This window comes from Streptomyces formicae (genome assembly GCF_002556545.1).
In the GTDB taxonomy this organism is placed as follows: Bacteria; Actinomycetota; Actinomycetes; order Streptomycetales; family Streptomycetaceae; genus Streptomyces; species Streptomyces formicae_A.
This window is the reverse complement of the sequence record NZ_CP022685.1, coordinates 41,314-57,975: the sequence shown is the minus strand read 5'-3', so window position 1 is coordinate 57,975 and position 16,662 is coordinate 41,314. Positions and strand designations below refer to the sequence as shown.

Sequence of the window (16,662 nt, the reverse complement as noted above, 5' to 3'; positions counted from 1 at the left end):
ACCGGCATTGAACCCACAGCGCACGGCGGGAATCGCAGTGCACTGTCGGACCGCGGGCAGTGCACTGAGGGAAGGCTCGGCGGAATGCGCCCGGCATAGCGTGGCGGCGAAGCGATCGAGCGGTGCCGACATATCAGGAGGTTGTCGAAAGGTGTCCACGATGCCGGTCGGTGGGCTGACTCCCAGCGCCACGGAAAACGCCACGGAAAACGCCACGGAAAATTCCAGGGGAGACGCCGCGGATCTCGTCGTCCGCAACGCGAACATCCACACCGGGGACCCGGAGCGCCCCCGGGCCGGGGCACTGGCCGTCCGGGACGGCGTGCTCACGGCCGTCGGGGACGACAAGGACGTGGCCCACCTGATCGGGCCGGGCACGAAGGTGGTCGACGCCCTCGGCCGCCGTATGGTCCCCGGCCTCAACGACTCCCACCTGCACGTGATCAGAGGCGGTCTCAACTACGTCCTCGAACTGCGCTGGGACGGCGTCCCGACCTTGCGCCAGGGCCTGGCGATGCTGCGCGAGCAGGCGGCGCGCACCCCGAAGGGCCAGTGGGTGCGGGTGGTCGGCGGCTGGTCGGCCGAGCAGTTCGCGGAGCGGCGCCTGCCGACCGTCGCCGAGCTCAACGCGGCGGCACCGGACACTCCCGTGTTCGTCCTGCACCTGTACCAGTCGGCGGTGCTGAACCGCGCCGCGCTCAAGGCCGCCGGGTACGGCCGTGACACGCCCGAGCCCCGGGGCGGCCAGATCGTCAGGGGCCGGGACGGGGAGCCCACGGGCATGCTGCTCGCCGCCCCCAGCGCGCTGGTCCTCTACTCGACGCTGGCCAAGGCGCCGGTTCTGGAGGGTGCGGACAAGAAGACGTCCACGCGTCATTTCCTGCGCGAACTGAACCGGTTCGGACTCACCTCCGCGATCGACGCGGCCGGGGGATTCCAGAACTTTCCCGAGAACTACAGCACCGTCGTCGAACTCGCCGCGGCGGGCCAGTTGTCGCTGCGCATCGCCTATCATCTCTTTCCGCAGACCGCCGGACAGGAAATATCCGACCTCAAACGCTGGATCGAAATGGCCCGCCCCGAGGACGGGGACGAATGGCTGCGTCTCAACGGGGCCGGTGAGAACCTCACCTGGTCGGCGGCGGATTTCGAGAACTTCGCGCAGCCGCGCCCTGAGCTCTCCTCGGACTACGAGGGGGATTTCGAGGCCGCGGTGCGTCTCCTCATGGAGAACGGCTGGGGGTTCAGGCTCCACGCCACCTACGACGAGACCATCCGGCGTGACCTTGCGGTGTTCGAGAAACTCGCCGCGGACGGTCTGTTCCCGGCCGGGAACCGCTGGCTGTTCGACCACGCGGAGACCGTCTCCGCCGACAGTCTCGACCGGATCGCCGCCCTCGGCGGAGCCATGTCCGTACAGAACCGGCTGTCCTTCCAAGGAGAGGCGTTCGTACGCCGGTACGGACCCGGCGCCGCCGCGGACGCCCCTCCGATCCGGGCCATGCTGGAACGCGGCCTGACGGTCGGCGCGGGCACCGACGCCACCCGCGTCTCCACCTACAACCCGTGGATCGCCCTGCACTGGCTGATCACCGGACGCACCGTCGGCGACCTGGCGGTCCGACCGCCGCACAACCGCGTCGACCGGCACACGGCCCTTGCCATGTTCACCGAGGCGGGCGCCGCGCTCACCGGCGAGGAGGGCGTCAAGGGAGTCCTACGACCGGGCTGCCTCGGCGACTTCGCCGTACTGTCCGAGGACTACTTCACCGTGCCCGAACCGGACATCGCCCGCATCGAGTCCCTGCTGACGGTGGTCGGAGGACGGATCGTCTACGCCGCCGCCGAGTACGAGGGCCTCGACGAGGAGCTGCCGCCGGTCAGCCCGGAGTGGAGCCCGGTCGCGCGCTTCGGCGGCTATCAGGCCGCGCCCGGCGGCGCGTCGGGCGCCCGGCAGGCCGAGTTGCTCGGCGAGGCCGTCGCCGAGTCCGAGCTGCACCGGCAGTGGCGGACGCGGCGGGACCCGGCTCCGCGGACCGGGGGCCCGATCCTGGATCCCTGCTTCGGCCTGTGACGCTGACGACGCGAGAGCTGGGCTCCGATGCTCCGGCCTCTGACGACGCGAGCGCCTCGGCCCCGAAGGCCCACGAAACTCGGCCCCGAAAGCCCACGAACTCGGTTCCGGCGGGCCCACGAACACGGTTCCGAAGACCCAAGACCTCCCTCTCTCCTCACTTCTCACCGTGACGCGGACGACGACCGCCCGCTGTCCCGACCAACCCACTCGAAAGGCACACTCATGACCGACATCTCCCAGGTCACCCCCGCCCCCGGCCCCGACCTGCTGACCCCCGACAACTGCGCCGTCCTCTTCGTCGACCACCAGCCGCAGATGTTCTTCGCCACGGGCAGCGGCGACCGCACCGCGATCATCAACTCGACCGTGGGTCTCGCGAAGGCGGCCAAGGTCTTCGACGTCCCGGTCGTACTGAGCACGGTGGCCGCCGAATCGTTCTCGGGCCCGCTCCTGCCGCAGCTCGCGGCGGTCTTCCCGGACCAGGAGCCCATCGACCGCACCTCGATGAACGCCTGGGAGGATGCCGCCTTCGTCGAGGCCGTCAAGGCCACCGGCCGCACGAAGCTCGTCGTCGCCGGCCTGTGGACCGAGGTCTGCGTCGTCCTGCCCACGCTCTCCGCCCTCTCCCAGGGCTATGAGGTGTACGTGGTCACGGACGCCTCAGGTGGCGTCAGACCGCAGGCGCACGAGCACGCCGTCCAGCGCATGGTCCAGGCCGGGGCGGTGCCCGTGACCTGGGTTCAGGTTCTCCTGGAGCTCCAGCGCGACTGGGCACGGACGGAGACGTACGTCCCGGTCACCGAGGTGGTGAAGGAGCACGCCGGTGCCTACGGCCTCGGCGTGGTCTACGCCCAGACGGTCATCGGCGCCCACGCGGCGGGCTGACCGGCACCTCCGAGCATTGACGGAACGTCAGGAACAGGCAGGAACACGATGGACACCGGACTATTGGTCCTCCGCTGGGTGGTGGGTCTGCTCATCGCCGGACACGGAGTGCAGAAGGTGAGTTTCCGGCTGGGCGGCAACGGCCTGGCGGGCGGGACGGAGGAGTTCCGCCGAGACGGCTTCCGCGGCGGCCGGCTGACCGCGCTCGTCGCGGGCGGCAGTCAGCTCGGGGCCGGCCTGTTCCTGGCGGCCGGGCTGCTCACCCCGCTGGCGGCCATGGCCGCCATGGGAGTGATGACGGTCGCCGGCACCGTGAAGCGGCACAACGGCCTCTGGGTGCAGAACGACGGATACGAGTACCCCCTGGTCCTCGTCGGGGCCGCCGCGGTGCTGGTGCTGACCGGACCGGGCCGCTGGTCGGCCGACCACGCCATGGGGCTGAGCCCGTGGCCCTCCTGGGTGCAGGCCGCGACCCTCGTGGCGGGACCGGCGAGCGGACTGCTCACGCGCGCGGTGCTGCACCGCCCGTACGCCGCGGGGAGGAGCGACCATGCGCGCGCTGCTGGCTGACGCGGCCCGCACACTGGTGCCGCCGAAGGACGACCGGCACGGTCCGCTGCCGCCGCTCCTACTCGTACTGACCTTGGCGACCGGCCTGGTGGACGCCGTGAGCTTTCTGGCGCTCGGTCACGTCTTCGTGGCGAACATGACCGGCAACGTCGTCTTCCTCGCGTTCGCCCTGGCAGGTGCCGAGGGGCTGTCGGCGACGGCCTCCGTCGTCTCGATGGCCGCGTTCCTCGCGGGCGCGCTGGCGGGCGGGCGGTTCGGCACCCGCTTCGCGGCGCACCGCGGTCGGTTGCTGGCTCTCGGCACGGCGGTGCAGACGGTCCTGGTCGCCGCGGCCCTCGGCACGGCGATCGTCGCGCACGACCGGGTGACGACGCCCGTCCAGTACGTCCTGATCGTGCTGCTCGGCCTCGCCATGGGGCTGCAGAACGCGGTCGCCCGGCGGCTCGGCGTCCCGGATCTGACCACGACCGTGCTGACCTTGACCCTCACGGGTCTTGCCGCCGACTCCGCTCCCGCAGGGGGTGCGGCGCCCCGGCCAGGAAGGCGGATCCTCTCCGTCCTGGCCATCTTCTTGGGAGCGTTCGTCGGAGCCTGGCTCCTGTCGAAGGCCGAACTCGCCCTCACCTTGGGGCTGATGCTCGCGGCACTGACGGTGACGGGGCTGGTCGCCCGGCGCCTGGCATCCTCCGGAGCCGCTTGGACGAGGCCGCCGGGGTGACCGGCGCCGCGAGGCCCCCTCGTGTCACCGCGCCGGGGCCTCGCGGACGGCGGACTCGCGCACGGGGTGCTTGCTGAGGATCGAAACGCGGTTGAACGCGTTGATGGTGATCGCCACCCAGACCACCGCCGAGATCTCGTCGTCGGTGAACTGCCGACGGGCGGCGTCGTAGGCGCTCTCCTGCGCGCGGGCGTCGGCGGGATGGGTGGTCGCCTCCGCCAGGGCGAGCGCCGCGCGCTCGCGCTCCGTGAACAACTCGGTGTCGCGCCAGGCGGCCAGAGTGCCGAGGCGCCGCGTGGTCTCGCCCACGCGCAGGGCGGCCCTGGTGTGCACGTCGAGGCAGTAGGCGCAGCCGTTGAGCTGGGAGACGCGCAGGTTGACCAGTTCCACGAGGACGCGGTCGAGGCCCGCTTCGGCCGCGGTCGCCCGGACCGCCTCGGACGTCTCGACCAGTGCGCGGTACGCCTTGGGGCTCTGCTTGTCGACGTAGACGCGACGATCCGTACCCATGTCTCCGCGACGATCCATGCCCGCTGTCGTGTCGCTCACCCTGGACTCCCTCGCGGGCCGCTCAGGGCCCTGGCTCGTGCCGGTACGCACCCGGTCGGGCGCAGGGCTTATCATCGGACACAGTTGTTGAAAGTCAAAATATCTTGGTGGGAGGAGCCCGCGATGAGCCAGCCCGCGATGAGCGAGGCCGACATCCTGTCCGCGCGTGATGTCCCGCTCGGCGGCCCGCGGTCGATGACGGTGCGCCGCACCCTGCCGCAGCGGGCCCGCACCCTGATCGGCGCCTGGTGCTTCGTCGACCACTACGGCCCCGACGACGTCGCCGAGACCGGCGGCATGGATGTGGCGCCGCATCCGCACACCGGACTGCAGACCGTGAGCTGGCTGTTCAGCGGGGAGATCGAGCACCGGGACAGCCTCGGCAGCCACGCCATGGTCCGGCCCGGCGAGCTCAACCTCATGACGGGCGGGCACGGCATCAGCCACACGGAGGTGTCCACCCCGCGCACCACCGTGCTCCACGGCGTGCAATTGTGGGTGGCGCTCCCCGACGAACACCGGCACGCCGCCCGCGACTTCCAGCACCACGCCCCCGCCCCGGTCCACCTGGACGGCGTCCGCGCCAGGGTCTTCCTCGGCACCCTGGCGGGGGAGACCTCACCGGTGCGGACCTTCACACCGCTGCTCGGCGCCGAACTCGTCCTCGACCCCCGCGCGACGATCACGCTCTCCGTGGACGCCGCGTTCGAGCACGGACTGCTCGTCGACCAGGGGCGGGTCCGCATGGCCGGCACCCTCCTCGACCAAGCCGAGCTGGGCTACCTCGACACCGGCCGCACCACCCTGACGCTGACGAACGAGACGGACACCGCGGCGCGCGTGATCCTGCTCGGCGGCACGCCCTTCGAGGAGGAGATCGTCATGTGGTGGAATTTCATCGGCCGCAGCCACGAGGACATCGTCGAGGCCCGACAGGCGTGGGAAGCGGCCTCCGACCGCTTCGGCGAGGTCGAGGGCTACCCCGGCGCCCGCCTCCCCGCGCCCGCCCTCCCCAACGCCACCATCGCACCGCGCAAGAACCCGGCGCGCACCTGACGCGTTCCTCCGACGCTTTCCTGACGTGACCCTGAAAGGCAGTACGACGATGACGCAGCCCGAAACGACCCCGACCCTCCGGCGCGTGGACGCCAGGCACCGCTACGAGATCCTCGTCGACGGCGAGAGCGCGGGCTTCACCGCGTACCGCGACCGCGACGACCGGCGCGTGTTCTTCCACACCGAGATCGACGACGCCTACGCCGGGCAGGGCCTGGCCTCGATCCTCGTACGGCAGGCACTGGAGGACGTGCGGAGCACGGGCCTGCGCGCCGTGCCCGTCTGCCCCTACGTGGCGAAGTTCCTCAAGAAGCACGAGGAGTTCGCCGACGTCACCGAGCCGGTGACGCCCGAGGTCCTGGAGTGGCTGGACGGCGTCCTGAAGCGCTGAACACTGAGCATTGAGCGCCGACGGCAGGGGCGAAGTCATGAGCGAGGGGAGTACGACCGGGGCCGCGACTGGGACCCGGGCCGGGCTCGGCGCACCGGAGTTGACCGGACGAGAAACGCAACGCGCGGTCATCGACGCGGCCCTGGCCCACATCGCCACCACCGGGGCGTCCGTCATCCTGCGCGGCGACCCCGGCACGGGGCGGACAGCCCTGCTGGGAGCGGCCGAGGCGACGGCCCGCCGGGCCGGTCTGCGGGTGCTGCGGATGACCGGCGCTGAGGCAGAGTCGGAGCTGCCGTTCGCCGCCCTGCACCAGGTCCTGTGGCCCCTCCTCGGCGACTCCGACGGTCTCTCCGAACACCAGCGGCACGCCCTGGAAAGCGCGTTGGGCGTGCGCGAGGGCGCCCCGCCCAGAGGATTCACGGTGGCGGGCGCCGCCCTCACCCTGCTCGCGCACGCCGCCGCACGCCGCCCCCTGGTCGTACTCCTGGACGATCTGCAGTGGGCCGACCCGTCCAGCGTCGCCGTGTTCGCCTACGTACAGCGGCACTTGGCCCCGCTGCCCCTGGTCGCGATCGCGGCGACCCGGCGTACCGGGGCCGCGACCGGCCGCGCCCGGCCCGCCGACCGCGAGGAGCACGACACCAGCGCCTGCCTGGCGGGAGAAGTGATCGACCTGCCGCCGCTGGACGCGCCGCACGCCGAGCTGCTGCTGCGCACCCGCCACCCGTCCCTGTCCGAGGGGGTGCGCCGCAGGGTCCTGCGGGCGGCCGCGGGCAACCCGCTCGCCCTGCACGAACTGCCGCAGCAGGTGGCGCGATTGGCCGCCGACCGTGCCGAATCCCTCGCGAGCCCCGCGCTGCCGGAGATGCCTGAGCTGTTCGACGCGCTGCCCTTGGGGGAGCGCCTCGGGCGGCTGTACGAGGACAGGCTGCGCGCCCTGCCCGCCGCCGCCCGCGGCCTCCTGCTCGTCGCGGCCCTCGGCGACGCCTCCACCCGGCACCGCACGGTGCTGCAAACCCTGGCGGAGCACGCCGCGGGCCCGCCCTGGCACCAGCTCGAAGAGGACATCGAACGCTCCGGGCTCGCGCACCTCGACCCGCAGTGGGAACTCCTGGAATTCCACCACCCCCTGGTGCGCGCCTCCCTGACACACCTCGCCTCCCCGGCCGAACTCCGCGCCGCCCACCGGCAGCTCGCCGACGCCCTGCCCGCCAAGGACGCGCGGCGCACCCTGCACCTCGCGGCCGCCGCGCTCGGCACCGACGCCGAACTCGCCGCGCGGCTGCACGCCGAGGCCGACAGCATGTCCGCCCAGGGCGGAGACGCCGAGGCGACGGTGCTGATGGCGCGCGCGGCCGGACTCAGCCCCGACCGGACGACCAGGACCGCCCGTCTCGTCGCCGCAGCGGCCCTGGCCGTACGCGCCGGTCGCCCCCACCTGGCGGCGGAACACCTCGCCGGGGCCGAGGCCGCGGCACGCCCCGGCAGGCCCGAACCCGCCGCCCCGTACGCCTTCGCCGTCGCCTGCACCCGGCTCCACCTCGACGCCGACCCGCGTCCCGCCATCGAGCTGCTGCCCGCCGTTCTGGACGCACCGGTCCCGCCGGACGCCGGGGACCAGCACGCCGCACTCATCGGCCCGATCCTCTTCCTCCTCCTCGTCGCGGCTGCCCTCACCGGGGACGAGCGGGCGTGGGACGCCCTCGACCGGCACGCGGCGCACCCCGCCGCGCCCACCGGGGCTGAGCTCTGCCGACGGGCCTGGCACGGCCCCCACCGGGCTGTCCACGAGGTACCACGGCGGCTGCGCGAAACGGTCGCGGCCCTGCCCGAGGACCGCGAGACCACCGAGGCATGGCTGCTGCTCTGGACGGCCGCGGCTGTCGACTCCCTCGGCGAGCACTGCGCGCTCTGGAGCGCGTTCGCCCGCCGCCACGCGTACTCCACCCAGACGTTCACGGACAGCCTCCGGGCCCACGACGACTTCCTGCACGGGAACTGGGACACCGCCCTGGCCGCCGCCCGCGCCGGTGCGCGAACGTCCGCGGAACACGGCTACGCGCTGGCCGAGACGCTGTTCTTGCAGACCGAGGGACACATCCTCGCCGCCCGCGGGGACCGGGCGGGGCTCACCGCACTGGAACCGGCGCTCGGCACCCGCGCGGGAGAACGCCGTCTGCGTCTGGTCACCGACCTGCTGAGCGGGATGCGGACGCTGTGCGCGCTCGGCCACGGGGACGCCGAGGAGGCGTGGCTCCACGCCTGCGACCTCATTACGCCCGGTGCGGTGACGGACCGCGGCCCCTGGACACATCTCTCGCTCGTCGACCGGGTACAAGCCGCCGTCGACAGCGGACGGACCGAGGAGGCCCGGCGCCATCTGCGGGCGGTCCGCGCGTCCGGCCTCGCCCGCATCTCGGCGCACCACACCTTTCTGGTGACCGTTGCCGAGGCCATCGCCGCCACCGACGACGAGGCGGACGAGCGGCACGCGGCCGTGTACGCCCAGCGGGACGCGGAGAACTGGCCCTTCCCGCTGGCCAGGGCCCACCTGGCGCACGCCGTGCGGCTGCGCCGACAGCACAGGACCCAGGAGGCGAGCGCGCACTGCCGTGCCGCGCTCACCGCCTTCACCCGCCTGGACGCCACGCCCTGGGTCGCGCGGGCCTCCCGCGAACTCGCCGCGGCGGACGCGGACATCGAGGCCGCAGGCAGGACTTCCGGGCACCACCCGCTGCTCACGGCGCAGGAGACACGGATAGCCCGGCTCGCGGCCCGAGGCCTCACCAACCGGCAGATCGGCGCGCGGCTCTCGCTCTCCCCGAGGACGATCGGCGCGCACCTCTACCGAATCTTCCCCAAGCTCGACATCACCACCAGGGCGGGAATCGCACGCGCCCTGGACGCCTCTCTCAGGAATCCGGCAGCGCCCCCGCAAGAGCCGCCCGTGACGTGACCCCCAACTTCGGGAAGATCCGGTAGAGATGAGCCCCGATCGTGCGCGGCGACAGCTGGAGAGCCGCGCCGACCTCCTTGTTCGTGAGGCCGGTGGACACCAGGCGGGCGACGCGCAACTCCTGCGCGGTCAGCCCGTCGGCGGGGACGCTCGTGCCGTTCGACGGGCGGTCCGCGGCCCGAAGCTCTGCCCGGCACTGCTCCACCCACGGATCCGCGCGCAGCCCCTGGAAGGCACGGAGGGCGGCGTGCAGCGTGTCGACCGCCTCGGCGCGGCGGCCCCGACGGCGCAGCCCAGCCCCGTGCAGCAGTCGCAGGCGCGCCATGTCGAAGACCCACTCACCGGCTCCCGGCACCGCGCAGGCCGCCGCGTACGCCGCGTCCGCCTCCGCGTCGTCCGCCGTGATGGCGGTCGCGGCCGCCAGCAGGAAGGCGTGGTGCGCGGAGACGGAGTCCATCCGCGCGGCCCGCCCCGCCGCGACGTGGGCCCGCGCCTCCGCCCGGCGGCCGCAGCGCAGGCTCGCCACGACGAAGTCGAAGAACGCGAGGTGGAACCACGCGAGGCCGCGCGGCAGTTGACCCGGCGGCATGACGCGACGCAGCAGGAGGTACGCCTCCTCGTCCCGCCCGTGCGCCAGTGCGGCGAGCGCGTCCAGACGGTCCAGGTGGTCCGTGACGAACCGCATCCGTGCCGACGTCGCCACCGGCCCGATCCGCGCCCGCACGTCGCGCAGGCCCCGCTCGTCGCCCCGGCCCGCCAGGAAGTGCGCGTAATAGTGCCGGAAGAGCAGGGCGTTGCAGTGATACCCGAGCTCCTCCGCGGTGTCGGCCTCGCGCAGACACTCCTCGGCGGCGTCCCAACGGCCCCGCAGGAACGCCTGATGGCACCGCGCCTTCGCGACGGACCCCTGGGTGGCGTACGTGTGCTCGTCGTCGAAGAGCCGCCGCAGCTCCTCGTCGGCCGCGTCCACCGCCGACGCCGCCCAGAGCAGCAGCCAGGCTCCGGCGGTCTCCCGCCGGGCCGCGACGCGCGCCACCAGGGACCGCAGTTCCCTCTCCGCGCCGTGCGCCGTGCGCGGCGGGTCCGCCCACGCGCGGTGGCACAGGCGTACGGCGGGGGAGAGGTGCCCGCGATGCCGCTCAAGGACGTCCCAGCCGCGCGGGTCACCCGTGTAGGCCGACGCGAGCAGCAGCTTGAACGCCATCTGCTCGACGAGGTCACCGAAGACCGGCGCGCCCGGCGCCGTCAGCGCCTCCAGCGCCCCGGGCAGCAGCTCGAAGGACGAGGCGAAGTCCACGTGGTGGCTCTGGTCGACGTACACGACCGCGTAGGCGAAGAGCGGAGCGATGTCCTCCGGCACCGGGCCGCGCCGGATTTCCCTCAGGAGTTCCGCCGCGTACGCGAGCCGCCCGCCCCGCGCCGACATCACGGCGGCCCACGTCAGACGACGCGCGCGGTCGCCGGGACCGGTCCCGAGAGCGGCCGCGCGCTCGAGGAGCATGGCGCCCTCCGCGTCACCACCGCGCCCCGCGATGCGGGTGCCGGCCTCCTGGAGCCGGGCGGCCAGCCGTTCGTCGGGGCCCTCGGCGGCGGACGCCTCGTGCAGGAGCCGACGTGGGTCGTCCTCGCGCAGCCGCTCAGCCAACGACCGGTGCGCGGACCGCCGTTCGGCGTCCGGGACGGCGGCGATCACGGCGCTCCGCACCAGGGGATGGCGGAAGACCAGCCGTCCCGCGGCGTCCCAGCGGGCGAGCCCGCTCGCCTCGATCGCGTCCAGAACCCCTTCGGCGCCGCCTTGTTCCGTCGAGCGCACGGCATCGCCACCGACGTCCGCCACGTCGTCCAGCGCGGCGAGCAGCAGGACGCGCGCCGCACTCCCGGGCAGCGACCGCACCCGCCGCGCGAACACCTCCTCCAGACGGCTGCCCAACGGCAGCCGCTCCGGGAGCGGTACGACGCCCCTGCGATGCTCGTCCGCAAACCGACCGGGCAACTCGGCCAGGGCGAGAGGGTTGCCAGCGGCCTCCGCGAGCACCCGCCGGACGGCACCGGCGGCGAGCCCCGGCTGTCGGCGCCGCAGCAGCGTCCGCGCGTCCTCGCCCGACAGCGCCTCGACATCCACCGGATGGGCGGGCCAGCCCTCCAGAGCGGACCCGTCGGACCGGCTCGCGCACACCATCACCACGGGCAGAGAGACGATCCGCTGGTGCAGGAAGACGAAGACGGCGGCGCTGGAAGGATCCACCCACTGAAGGTCGTCGACGACGATCAGCACCGGGCCGCGACGCGCCTGTTCGGCGAGCAGCGCCAGCGCGGCAGCGCCCACCATGAACCCCTTCGGCGGCAGCTCGTCGCGCAGCCCCAGCGCCCGTTCCAGGGCGAGCCGCTGGTGCGGAGGCAGCGCACGCGAGTTTTCCCGCAGCGGCAGCAGCACTCGGTGCAGCGCGCCGAAGGCGATGCCGGACTCCGACTCGCTGCCCACCACACGCAGGACGGTGAACCCGTCGCGCGCCGCGCGCGCGACCGTCCACTCCAGCAGCGCCGTCTTCCCGATGCCCGCTTCGCCGCGCAACACCGTCGCCGAACCGCACGCCCCGACGCGCGCCTCATCGAGGGACCGCTCCAGCAGCGCCTGTTCGCGCCGACGGCCGACGAGCGTCCTGTCACCCTGTCCGCTGCCCATGACTCTCCCCTGGTCGCCTCCGACCACCGTGACATCGCCGCGATGCCTGTGCGTGCACGGCTCGTGCCCCTGCCCGCAGGGAAGGCCGCACGCTCTCGTCAGCCGGGCCCGACCACAGCAGGCTGATCACGTGACAACGACCATGCCCACCCCCACCGCCACCACGGGGGACACCTTCGCAGACCGCACGCTCGGCTTCCTCCGCATCCGCACGTTCCGGGGAACGGCGCGCCCGGTCCGGCACGTTCCCGACGCGGACGCCGTGACCGACCCGTACGTCCTGCTGGGCTTCCACACCGCCGGGCGGGCCACGCTCGGCGGGCCCGGCAGCACCGAGGTCTGCCTGCCCGGAGACGTCTTCCTCCGTGACGGGGCGCGTCCCCTCACCCTGGAGGAGAGGGAGGACTTCGAACTGCACCTGGTGCACGTCCCGCGCCGTGCCCTGGCCCTCACCGACCGGCAGGCGCGCGACCTGGCAGGACGGGCCCCGTTCGCCGACGGAACCGTGGCGCCGTTGCTCGGCCCGCTCCTGCGCGAGATCACCGCGGCGGAACCCGGGCCCCCGTCACGCGCCGCGCTGCGCTGGGCCGGGGCGGTCGCCGACCTCGTCGCGCTGCTCGCCGTCGAGGACGCAGGACCCGGCTCCGCAGAGGACGGACAGGACCGCGAGGCCCTGGTCCGCAGACTGCGGGCGTACGTCGACGCTAACCTGCGCGACCGCAACCTGACACCGGCCACCGTCGCCGAGGCCCAGCACATCTCGATCCGCTATCTGCACAAGCTCTTCGAGGGGCGGGGGAGCACGGTCGGCCGGTGGATCCAGCACCGCCGCCTGGAGGAGGCCCGCCGCGAGCTGGCCCGTCCGGCACGCGACGACATCACGGTGGCGGCGGTCGCCAGTCGCTGGGGATTCGCCAGTGCCACCCACTTCAGCCGCAGTTTCCGTACGGCATACGGCATGTCGCCCAGCGACTGGCGCGACGGCCGGACCAGACCCGCCGAAGGGCCGGGAACCGGCCGCCGCTGACAGCATCGTCAGGCACGCGTCCCCGGAGCGTCGGCCGTCCCGGACATAGCCATCCGCCGCCACTGCTGAGGCGGATGGCCGTAGACGGACTTGAACGCGCGGCTGAAGTGCGCCGGACTGCGAAAGCCCCAGCGGGCGGCGACCACGGCGATGGACGGACTGCTCCGGCCGCGCCGCGCGAGCTCCCCGGCGCACCGCTCGACGCGCTGACGCTGGATCAGCCTCCCTACGGTGACGCCCTCGGCCTCGAAGAGGCGGTGCAGATAGCGGACCGAGATGAGGTGCGCCGCGGCGATGCGTTCTGCGGATAGGTCCGGGTCGCCGAGGTGACGGTCGATGTACTGGCGGATGGTGACGACCAAGGGGTGCCTGTCGTCCTCGGGCGGCCCTTCCGCGTCCTCGGCGAGGTCCTCGACGAGCCCGGCGACCAGATCCGTGACGAGACCGCCGAGCCGTTCGCCCAGCGGGGCGGACACCCGCGGGGCCGCGGTCTCCAAGTGCCGGAGCAGGGCGGGGAGAACCGCCGCGGAGCCCGCGGACGGCGGGAGCGCGCGAGCCGTGAGGGACCGCAGGGGGACCGAGGGAACGTGCAGCGCGTGCAGGGGCAGCCGAAGGAAGAGCGCGCGGGCCGCGCCCTCGTACTCGACGGTGAACGCGCGGCGCAGGTCGATGAGCGCCGACTCACCCGGCACCACGGACACGCCGCGCCCGTCCTGGACCAGCCGCACCGCCGCCTCGCGCGGGACGAGCAGCGCGACCGCGTCCTCCGTGCCCGGGCGGGGACCGCGGACCAGCCGCAGCGGCCCCGACGCGCAGGTCAGCATGCGGACGTAGCCGAACTGCCGGAAGGACACGGACCCGTCCGCCCGTCTGTCGGCGTCGCCGGGTGCCACGAGGGGTGTGAGCCAGCGCGCGAAGGCGGACTCCACGTCGGTCGAGGTCTCGGTGCCCGGCGACACGGCCGTTCCGGATCCCACGCTCACGGAGGGCTCCCTTCAACCGTCCCCGGGCCGGTGCCCTGTGCGTGGCAGAGGGGGACGGTCACCCCTGGTCCACGGCCCATGACCGTGAGTCTGGACCGACAACCGCGTGAGGCGTTAGGTCATATGACTGCCTTTCGCGTACGCGTCAGAGGCTGCGCCCGAAGTGTGCACGCAGCGGCATGAATCAGTGGGACCGCCGGTCCCCTTTCCGGCCGATGGCGTCCTAGGGTGAGTACTCCGAGTCGGCGGAGCCGCGAACGGCCCCGCGATCCGTCCCCTGTGCAGGAGTCCCCGTGGAAGCAGACGTTCCAGTCGTCGGGGAGAGACCTGTGCTCGAACGGCACACGAGGGCCTTCGCCGAAACGTACGCCTGTCCCTCCTGGCCCGAGTCCGCGTCCGAGCCCGGGTCCGACGACCCGGCCTCGTCCAGGTCCCGCATGGCCGCCCTGTGGGACGGCGGCGGCGCGGACGACCCGGACATCGAGGAAGAGTGGCTGGCGCTGCCGGGGCGCGACGGGAACCGCATCAGGGTACGGATCCTGCGCCCGGCCGGCACCGACGAACCGCTGCCGGTCGTGCTGTACCTGCACGGCCTCGGCTGGATGCTGACCGACGCGTACGCGCACCGGCGACTGCTTGCCGACCTCGTGCTCGGCGCCGATGCCGCCGTGGTCGTCCCCGAGTACGACACCCCGCGGGACGCCCGCCACCCGCACGCCGTGGAGCGCGCCTACACGGTGGCCCGCTGGGTCGCGGGGCAGGGCGCGGAGTGCCACCTGGACGGGGCCAGGATGGCGGTCGTCGGCGCCAGCGCGGGCGCCCAACTGGCCGCAGCCCTCACGCTCGTGGCGCGCGAGCGCGGCGGCCCGGACTTCCGCCACCAGGTCCTTGTCTGCCCGGTGACGGACGCGGCGATGGACACCCCGTCCTACCGGCGGTTCGCCGACGGATACTTCCTCAGCCGCGACGCCATGCACGGCTACTGGCAGCAGTACGCGCCGGACCGCGAGAGCCGAGCGCAGGGTGCCGTCTCGCCGCTGCGCGCATCGGTGAGCCGACTGCGCGATCTGCCTCCGGCGCTGGTCCTGACGGCCGAGGCCGACGTGCTCCGCGACGAGGGCGAGGCGTACGCGGCCCGGCTGCGGGAAGCGGACGTGCCCGTCGTGTCGATCCGCTACCAGGGCACCATCCACGGCTTCGTGCTCTTCGACCTGCTCCGCGGGACCGAGGCGTCCCGGGCGGCCCGCATCCAGCTGACGGACACACTGCACGCCGCCTTGCACTCGGCGTGAGCCCGGCCGGGACGGATGCCCCTCACCCGCCGCCGTCGGAGCTCGTGACGTCGCGGTGTCGGCGCCACTCGCTGGGGGACGTGCCGTACGCCGCCTGGAAGCGGCGGCTGAAGTGACTCGGGCTGGTGAACCCGCACCGCGCGCCCACCGCCGCGACGGTGAGCCGGTCGTAGCGGGGCGCGGTCAGCATCTCGCGCGCCCTGGCCAGACGCTCGGTGATGAGCCACTGCTCCAGTCTGATGTCCGCGTCGTTGAGCAGGGCGTAGAGCTTGCGCACCGAGACGGCGTGCTCCCGCGCGATCCGCTCCGGCGTCAGGTCGCGGTCGGAGAGGTGGCGGCGGGCGTACGCCAGGACCCGCGTGAGCAGCGTCTCGTCCATCGCCGAGCGGACGGCGGGGGACTCCTCGGCGTGCGCGGCGGAGACGAGCAGCGCGCGGACGAGCTCGGTGGTGGCCGTGGCGAGGGCTGCGGCGCCGGGGTCGCCCTCAAGACGCCCCGGATCGCGCCAGACACCGCGCAGATGGTTCAGGACCAAGTCGTACAGGGGACTGGCGCGCAACTGCAGCGAGGCCTTCACCACGGCGTCCACCGGCATGTCCAGACGGTCCACGTCGAACATCATGGACTGGGACGCGCCGTCGCCCGACCAGCCGTAGACCCGGGGCGACAACTCGTGGAACACACAGATGTCGTCCGGCCCGAGGACCTGCTGCCTGCCCGCGATCTCGGCCCGGTGGACGCCTTCGGGCTGGAGCGAAACCGAGATCACGGGCCGACTGCGGTGATGGCGCACGTGCCGGTCGTTGCGGCGTACCTCGAAGCCCGAATTGCGGGTGGAGAACAGCCCGAGCCCGCCCACCTGCCACAGCTCCATGCGCGCGTGGATGCCCGTCTCCGGCTCCTCGTGGACCACTTCATTGGGCACCAGCGAGTCGGTCAACGCATGATGAAACGCGTCCGCCCGCTCGCGTGGCGCCACGGTGGACAGATCGACGAGCAGCACACAACCCCCAAGACGACTTCCCCCATGAAGCAGACATTCTGCCTCATGGGGGAGGGGTACTTGACCGGGTACGTTCAGGCTGTGGGGAGGCGGTCGAGGAATCCGTGGACGGTACGGATCCGGCCGTCGTCGGCCAGCGTGATGACGTCGGCCCCGGCAACGGGTGCGGTTCCGTCCGCGGTCGACACGAGCTCCCAGGTGAAGCGAGCGATGCCGTGGTGCCCGTCGACCGTGCCGGTCCGGCGGAACTCGAAGCCGGGGAACTGCTCGTGGGCCCCGTTGATCACGGCGGCGAGGCCCTCGTGCCCGGAGACGTCGGCCAGCGGGTCGGTGTAGCTGCCGTCCTCGGTCCAGGCGGCGGCCACAGCCTTGATGACGTTCTCGTCGCCCCCGGCGTTCCAGGCCTCGAAGTAGCGGGCGACTGCGGTCTCGTACGCGGCGGTGTCGAATGCGGTCATGGCGGGTCAGC

14 protein-coding genes are annotated in these 16,662 nt (G+C 73.0%); 9 read left to right on the top strand and 5 right to left on the bottom strand.

What is annotated here, in order from left to right:
- Positions 1-151 precede the first annotated feature (151 nt).
- From KY5_RS00250 to KY5_RS00235, 4 genes are all read left to right on the top strand, one after another.
- Positions 152-2,074 carry an amidohydrolase gene (locus KY5_RS00250; protein ID WP_098240231.1) on the top strand — a complete coding sequence of 641 codons (1,923 nt, stop codon included), beginning with the start codon at positions 152-154 and terminating at the stop codon, positions 2,072-2,074.
- Between the two features lie 225 nt (positions 2,075-2,299).
- Positions 2,300-2,962, top strand: coding sequence for a hydrolase (locus tag KY5_RS00245; RefSeq protein WP_098240230.1), 663 nt, complete (start codon positions 2,300-2,302; stop codon positions 2,960-2,962).
- A 48-nt stretch (positions 2,963-3,010) separates the two neighbouring features.
- Positions 3,011-3,532 carry a DoxX family protein gene (locus KY5_RS00240; protein ID WP_098240229.1) on the top strand — a complete coding sequence of 174 codons (522 nt, stop codon included), beginning with the start codon at positions 3,011-3,013 and terminating at the stop codon, positions 3,530-3,532.
- Positions 3,513-4,250, top strand: coding sequence for a YoaK family protein (locus KY5_RS00235; RefSeq protein WP_098240228.1), 738 nt, complete (start codon positions 3,513-3,515; stop codon positions 4,248-4,250). Before KY5_RS00240 ends, KY5_RS00235 begins: the two co-directional genes overlap by 20 nt.
- Before the next feature lie 24 nt (positions 4,251-4,274).
- On the opposite strand, the gene KY5_RS00230 is transcribed toward KY5_RS00235, so the two are convergent.
- A complete protein-coding gene (locus KY5_RS00230) occupies positions 4,275-4,778 on the bottom strand; it encodes a carboxymuconolactone decarboxylase family protein (RefSeq protein ID WP_098240227.1) in 504 nt (167 codons plus the stop codon).
- Between the two features lie 144 nt (positions 4,779-4,922).
- Here KY5_RS00230 and KY5_RS00225 point away from each other — a divergent pair, with 144 nt between their 5' ends.
- The 3 genes from KY5_RS00225 to KY5_RS00215 are packed head-to-tail and all read left to right on the top strand — an operon-like array spanning position 4,923 to position 9,205.
- The gene (locus tag KY5_RS00225; protein ID WP_098240226.1) at positions 4,923-5,855 is read left to right on the top strand and encodes a pirin family protein; all 933 of its coding nucleotides are present in this window, start codon (positions 4,923-4,925) and stop codon (positions 5,853-5,855) included.
- A 49-nt stretch (positions 5,856-5,904) separates the two neighbouring features.
- Positions 5,905-6,246 (top strand): GNAT family N-acetyltransferase, encoded by a 342-nt coding sequence (locus KY5_RS00220; RefSeq protein ID WP_098240225.1) that lies wholly within the window; start codon positions 5,905-5,907, stop codon positions 6,244-6,246.
- Between the two features lie 37 nt (positions 6,247-6,283).
- A complete protein-coding gene (locus tag KY5_RS00215; protein ID WP_098240224.1) occupies positions 6,284-9,205 on the top strand; it encodes a helix-turn-helix transcriptional regulator in 2,922 nt (973 codons plus the stop codon).
- Here the strand turns inward: KY5_RS00215 and KY5_RS00210 are convergent.
- A complete protein-coding gene (locus tag KY5_RS00210; protein WP_098240223.1) occupies positions 9,162-11,888 on the bottom strand; it encodes an AAA family ATPase in 2,727 nt (908 codons plus the stop codon). The two genes, KY5_RS00215 and KY5_RS00210, sit on opposite strands and share 44 nt — an antisense overlap.
- Before the next feature lie 130 nt (positions 11,889-12,018).
- Here KY5_RS00210 and KY5_RS00205 point away from each other — a divergent pair, with 130 nt between their 5' ends.
- Positions 12,019-12,915 (top strand): helix-turn-helix domain-containing protein, encoded by an 897-nt coding sequence (locus KY5_RS00205; protein ID WP_234362556.1) that lies wholly within the window; start codon positions 12,019-12,021, stop codon positions 12,913-12,915.
- Between the two features lie 8 nt (positions 12,916-12,923).
- On the opposite strand, the gene KY5_RS00200 is transcribed toward KY5_RS00205, so the two are convergent.
- Complete coding sequence (locus KY5_RS00200) at positions 12,924-13,898, bottom strand: helix-turn-helix domain-containing protein (RefSeq protein WP_098240221.1); 975 nt, start codon at positions 13,896-13,898, stop codon at positions 12,924-12,926.
- Between the two features lie 293 nt (positions 13,899-14,191).
- On the opposite strand from KY5_RS00200, the gene KY5_RS00195 reads away from it, so the two are divergent.
- Positions 14,192-15,190 carry an alpha/beta hydrolase gene (locus tag KY5_RS00195; RefSeq protein WP_098240220.1) on the top strand — a complete coding sequence of 333 codons (999 nt, stop codon included), beginning with the start codon at positions 14,192-14,194 and terminating at the stop codon, positions 15,188-15,190.
- Positions 15,191-15,212: 22 nt separating this feature from the next.
- Here KY5_RS00195 and KY5_RS00190 read toward each other — a convergent pair whose 3' ends face one another.
- Together KY5_RS00190 and KY5_RS00185 are read right to left on the bottom strand one after the other, a co-directional pair.
- On the bottom strand, positions 15,213-16,130 hold the full coding sequence (locus tag KY5_RS00190) for an AraC family transcriptional regulator (protein ID WP_234362554.1): 918 nt from the start codon (positions 16,128-16,130) through the stop codon (positions 15,213-15,215).
- 137 nt (positions 16,131-16,267) lie between these two features.
- Positions 16,268-16,651 (bottom strand): nuclear transport factor 2 family protein, encoded by a 384-nt coding sequence (locus KY5_RS00185; RefSeq protein ID WP_098240218.1) that lies wholly within the window; start codon positions 16,649-16,651, stop codon positions 16,268-16,270.
- Between the last annotated feature and the right edge of the window lie 11 nt (positions 16,652-16,662).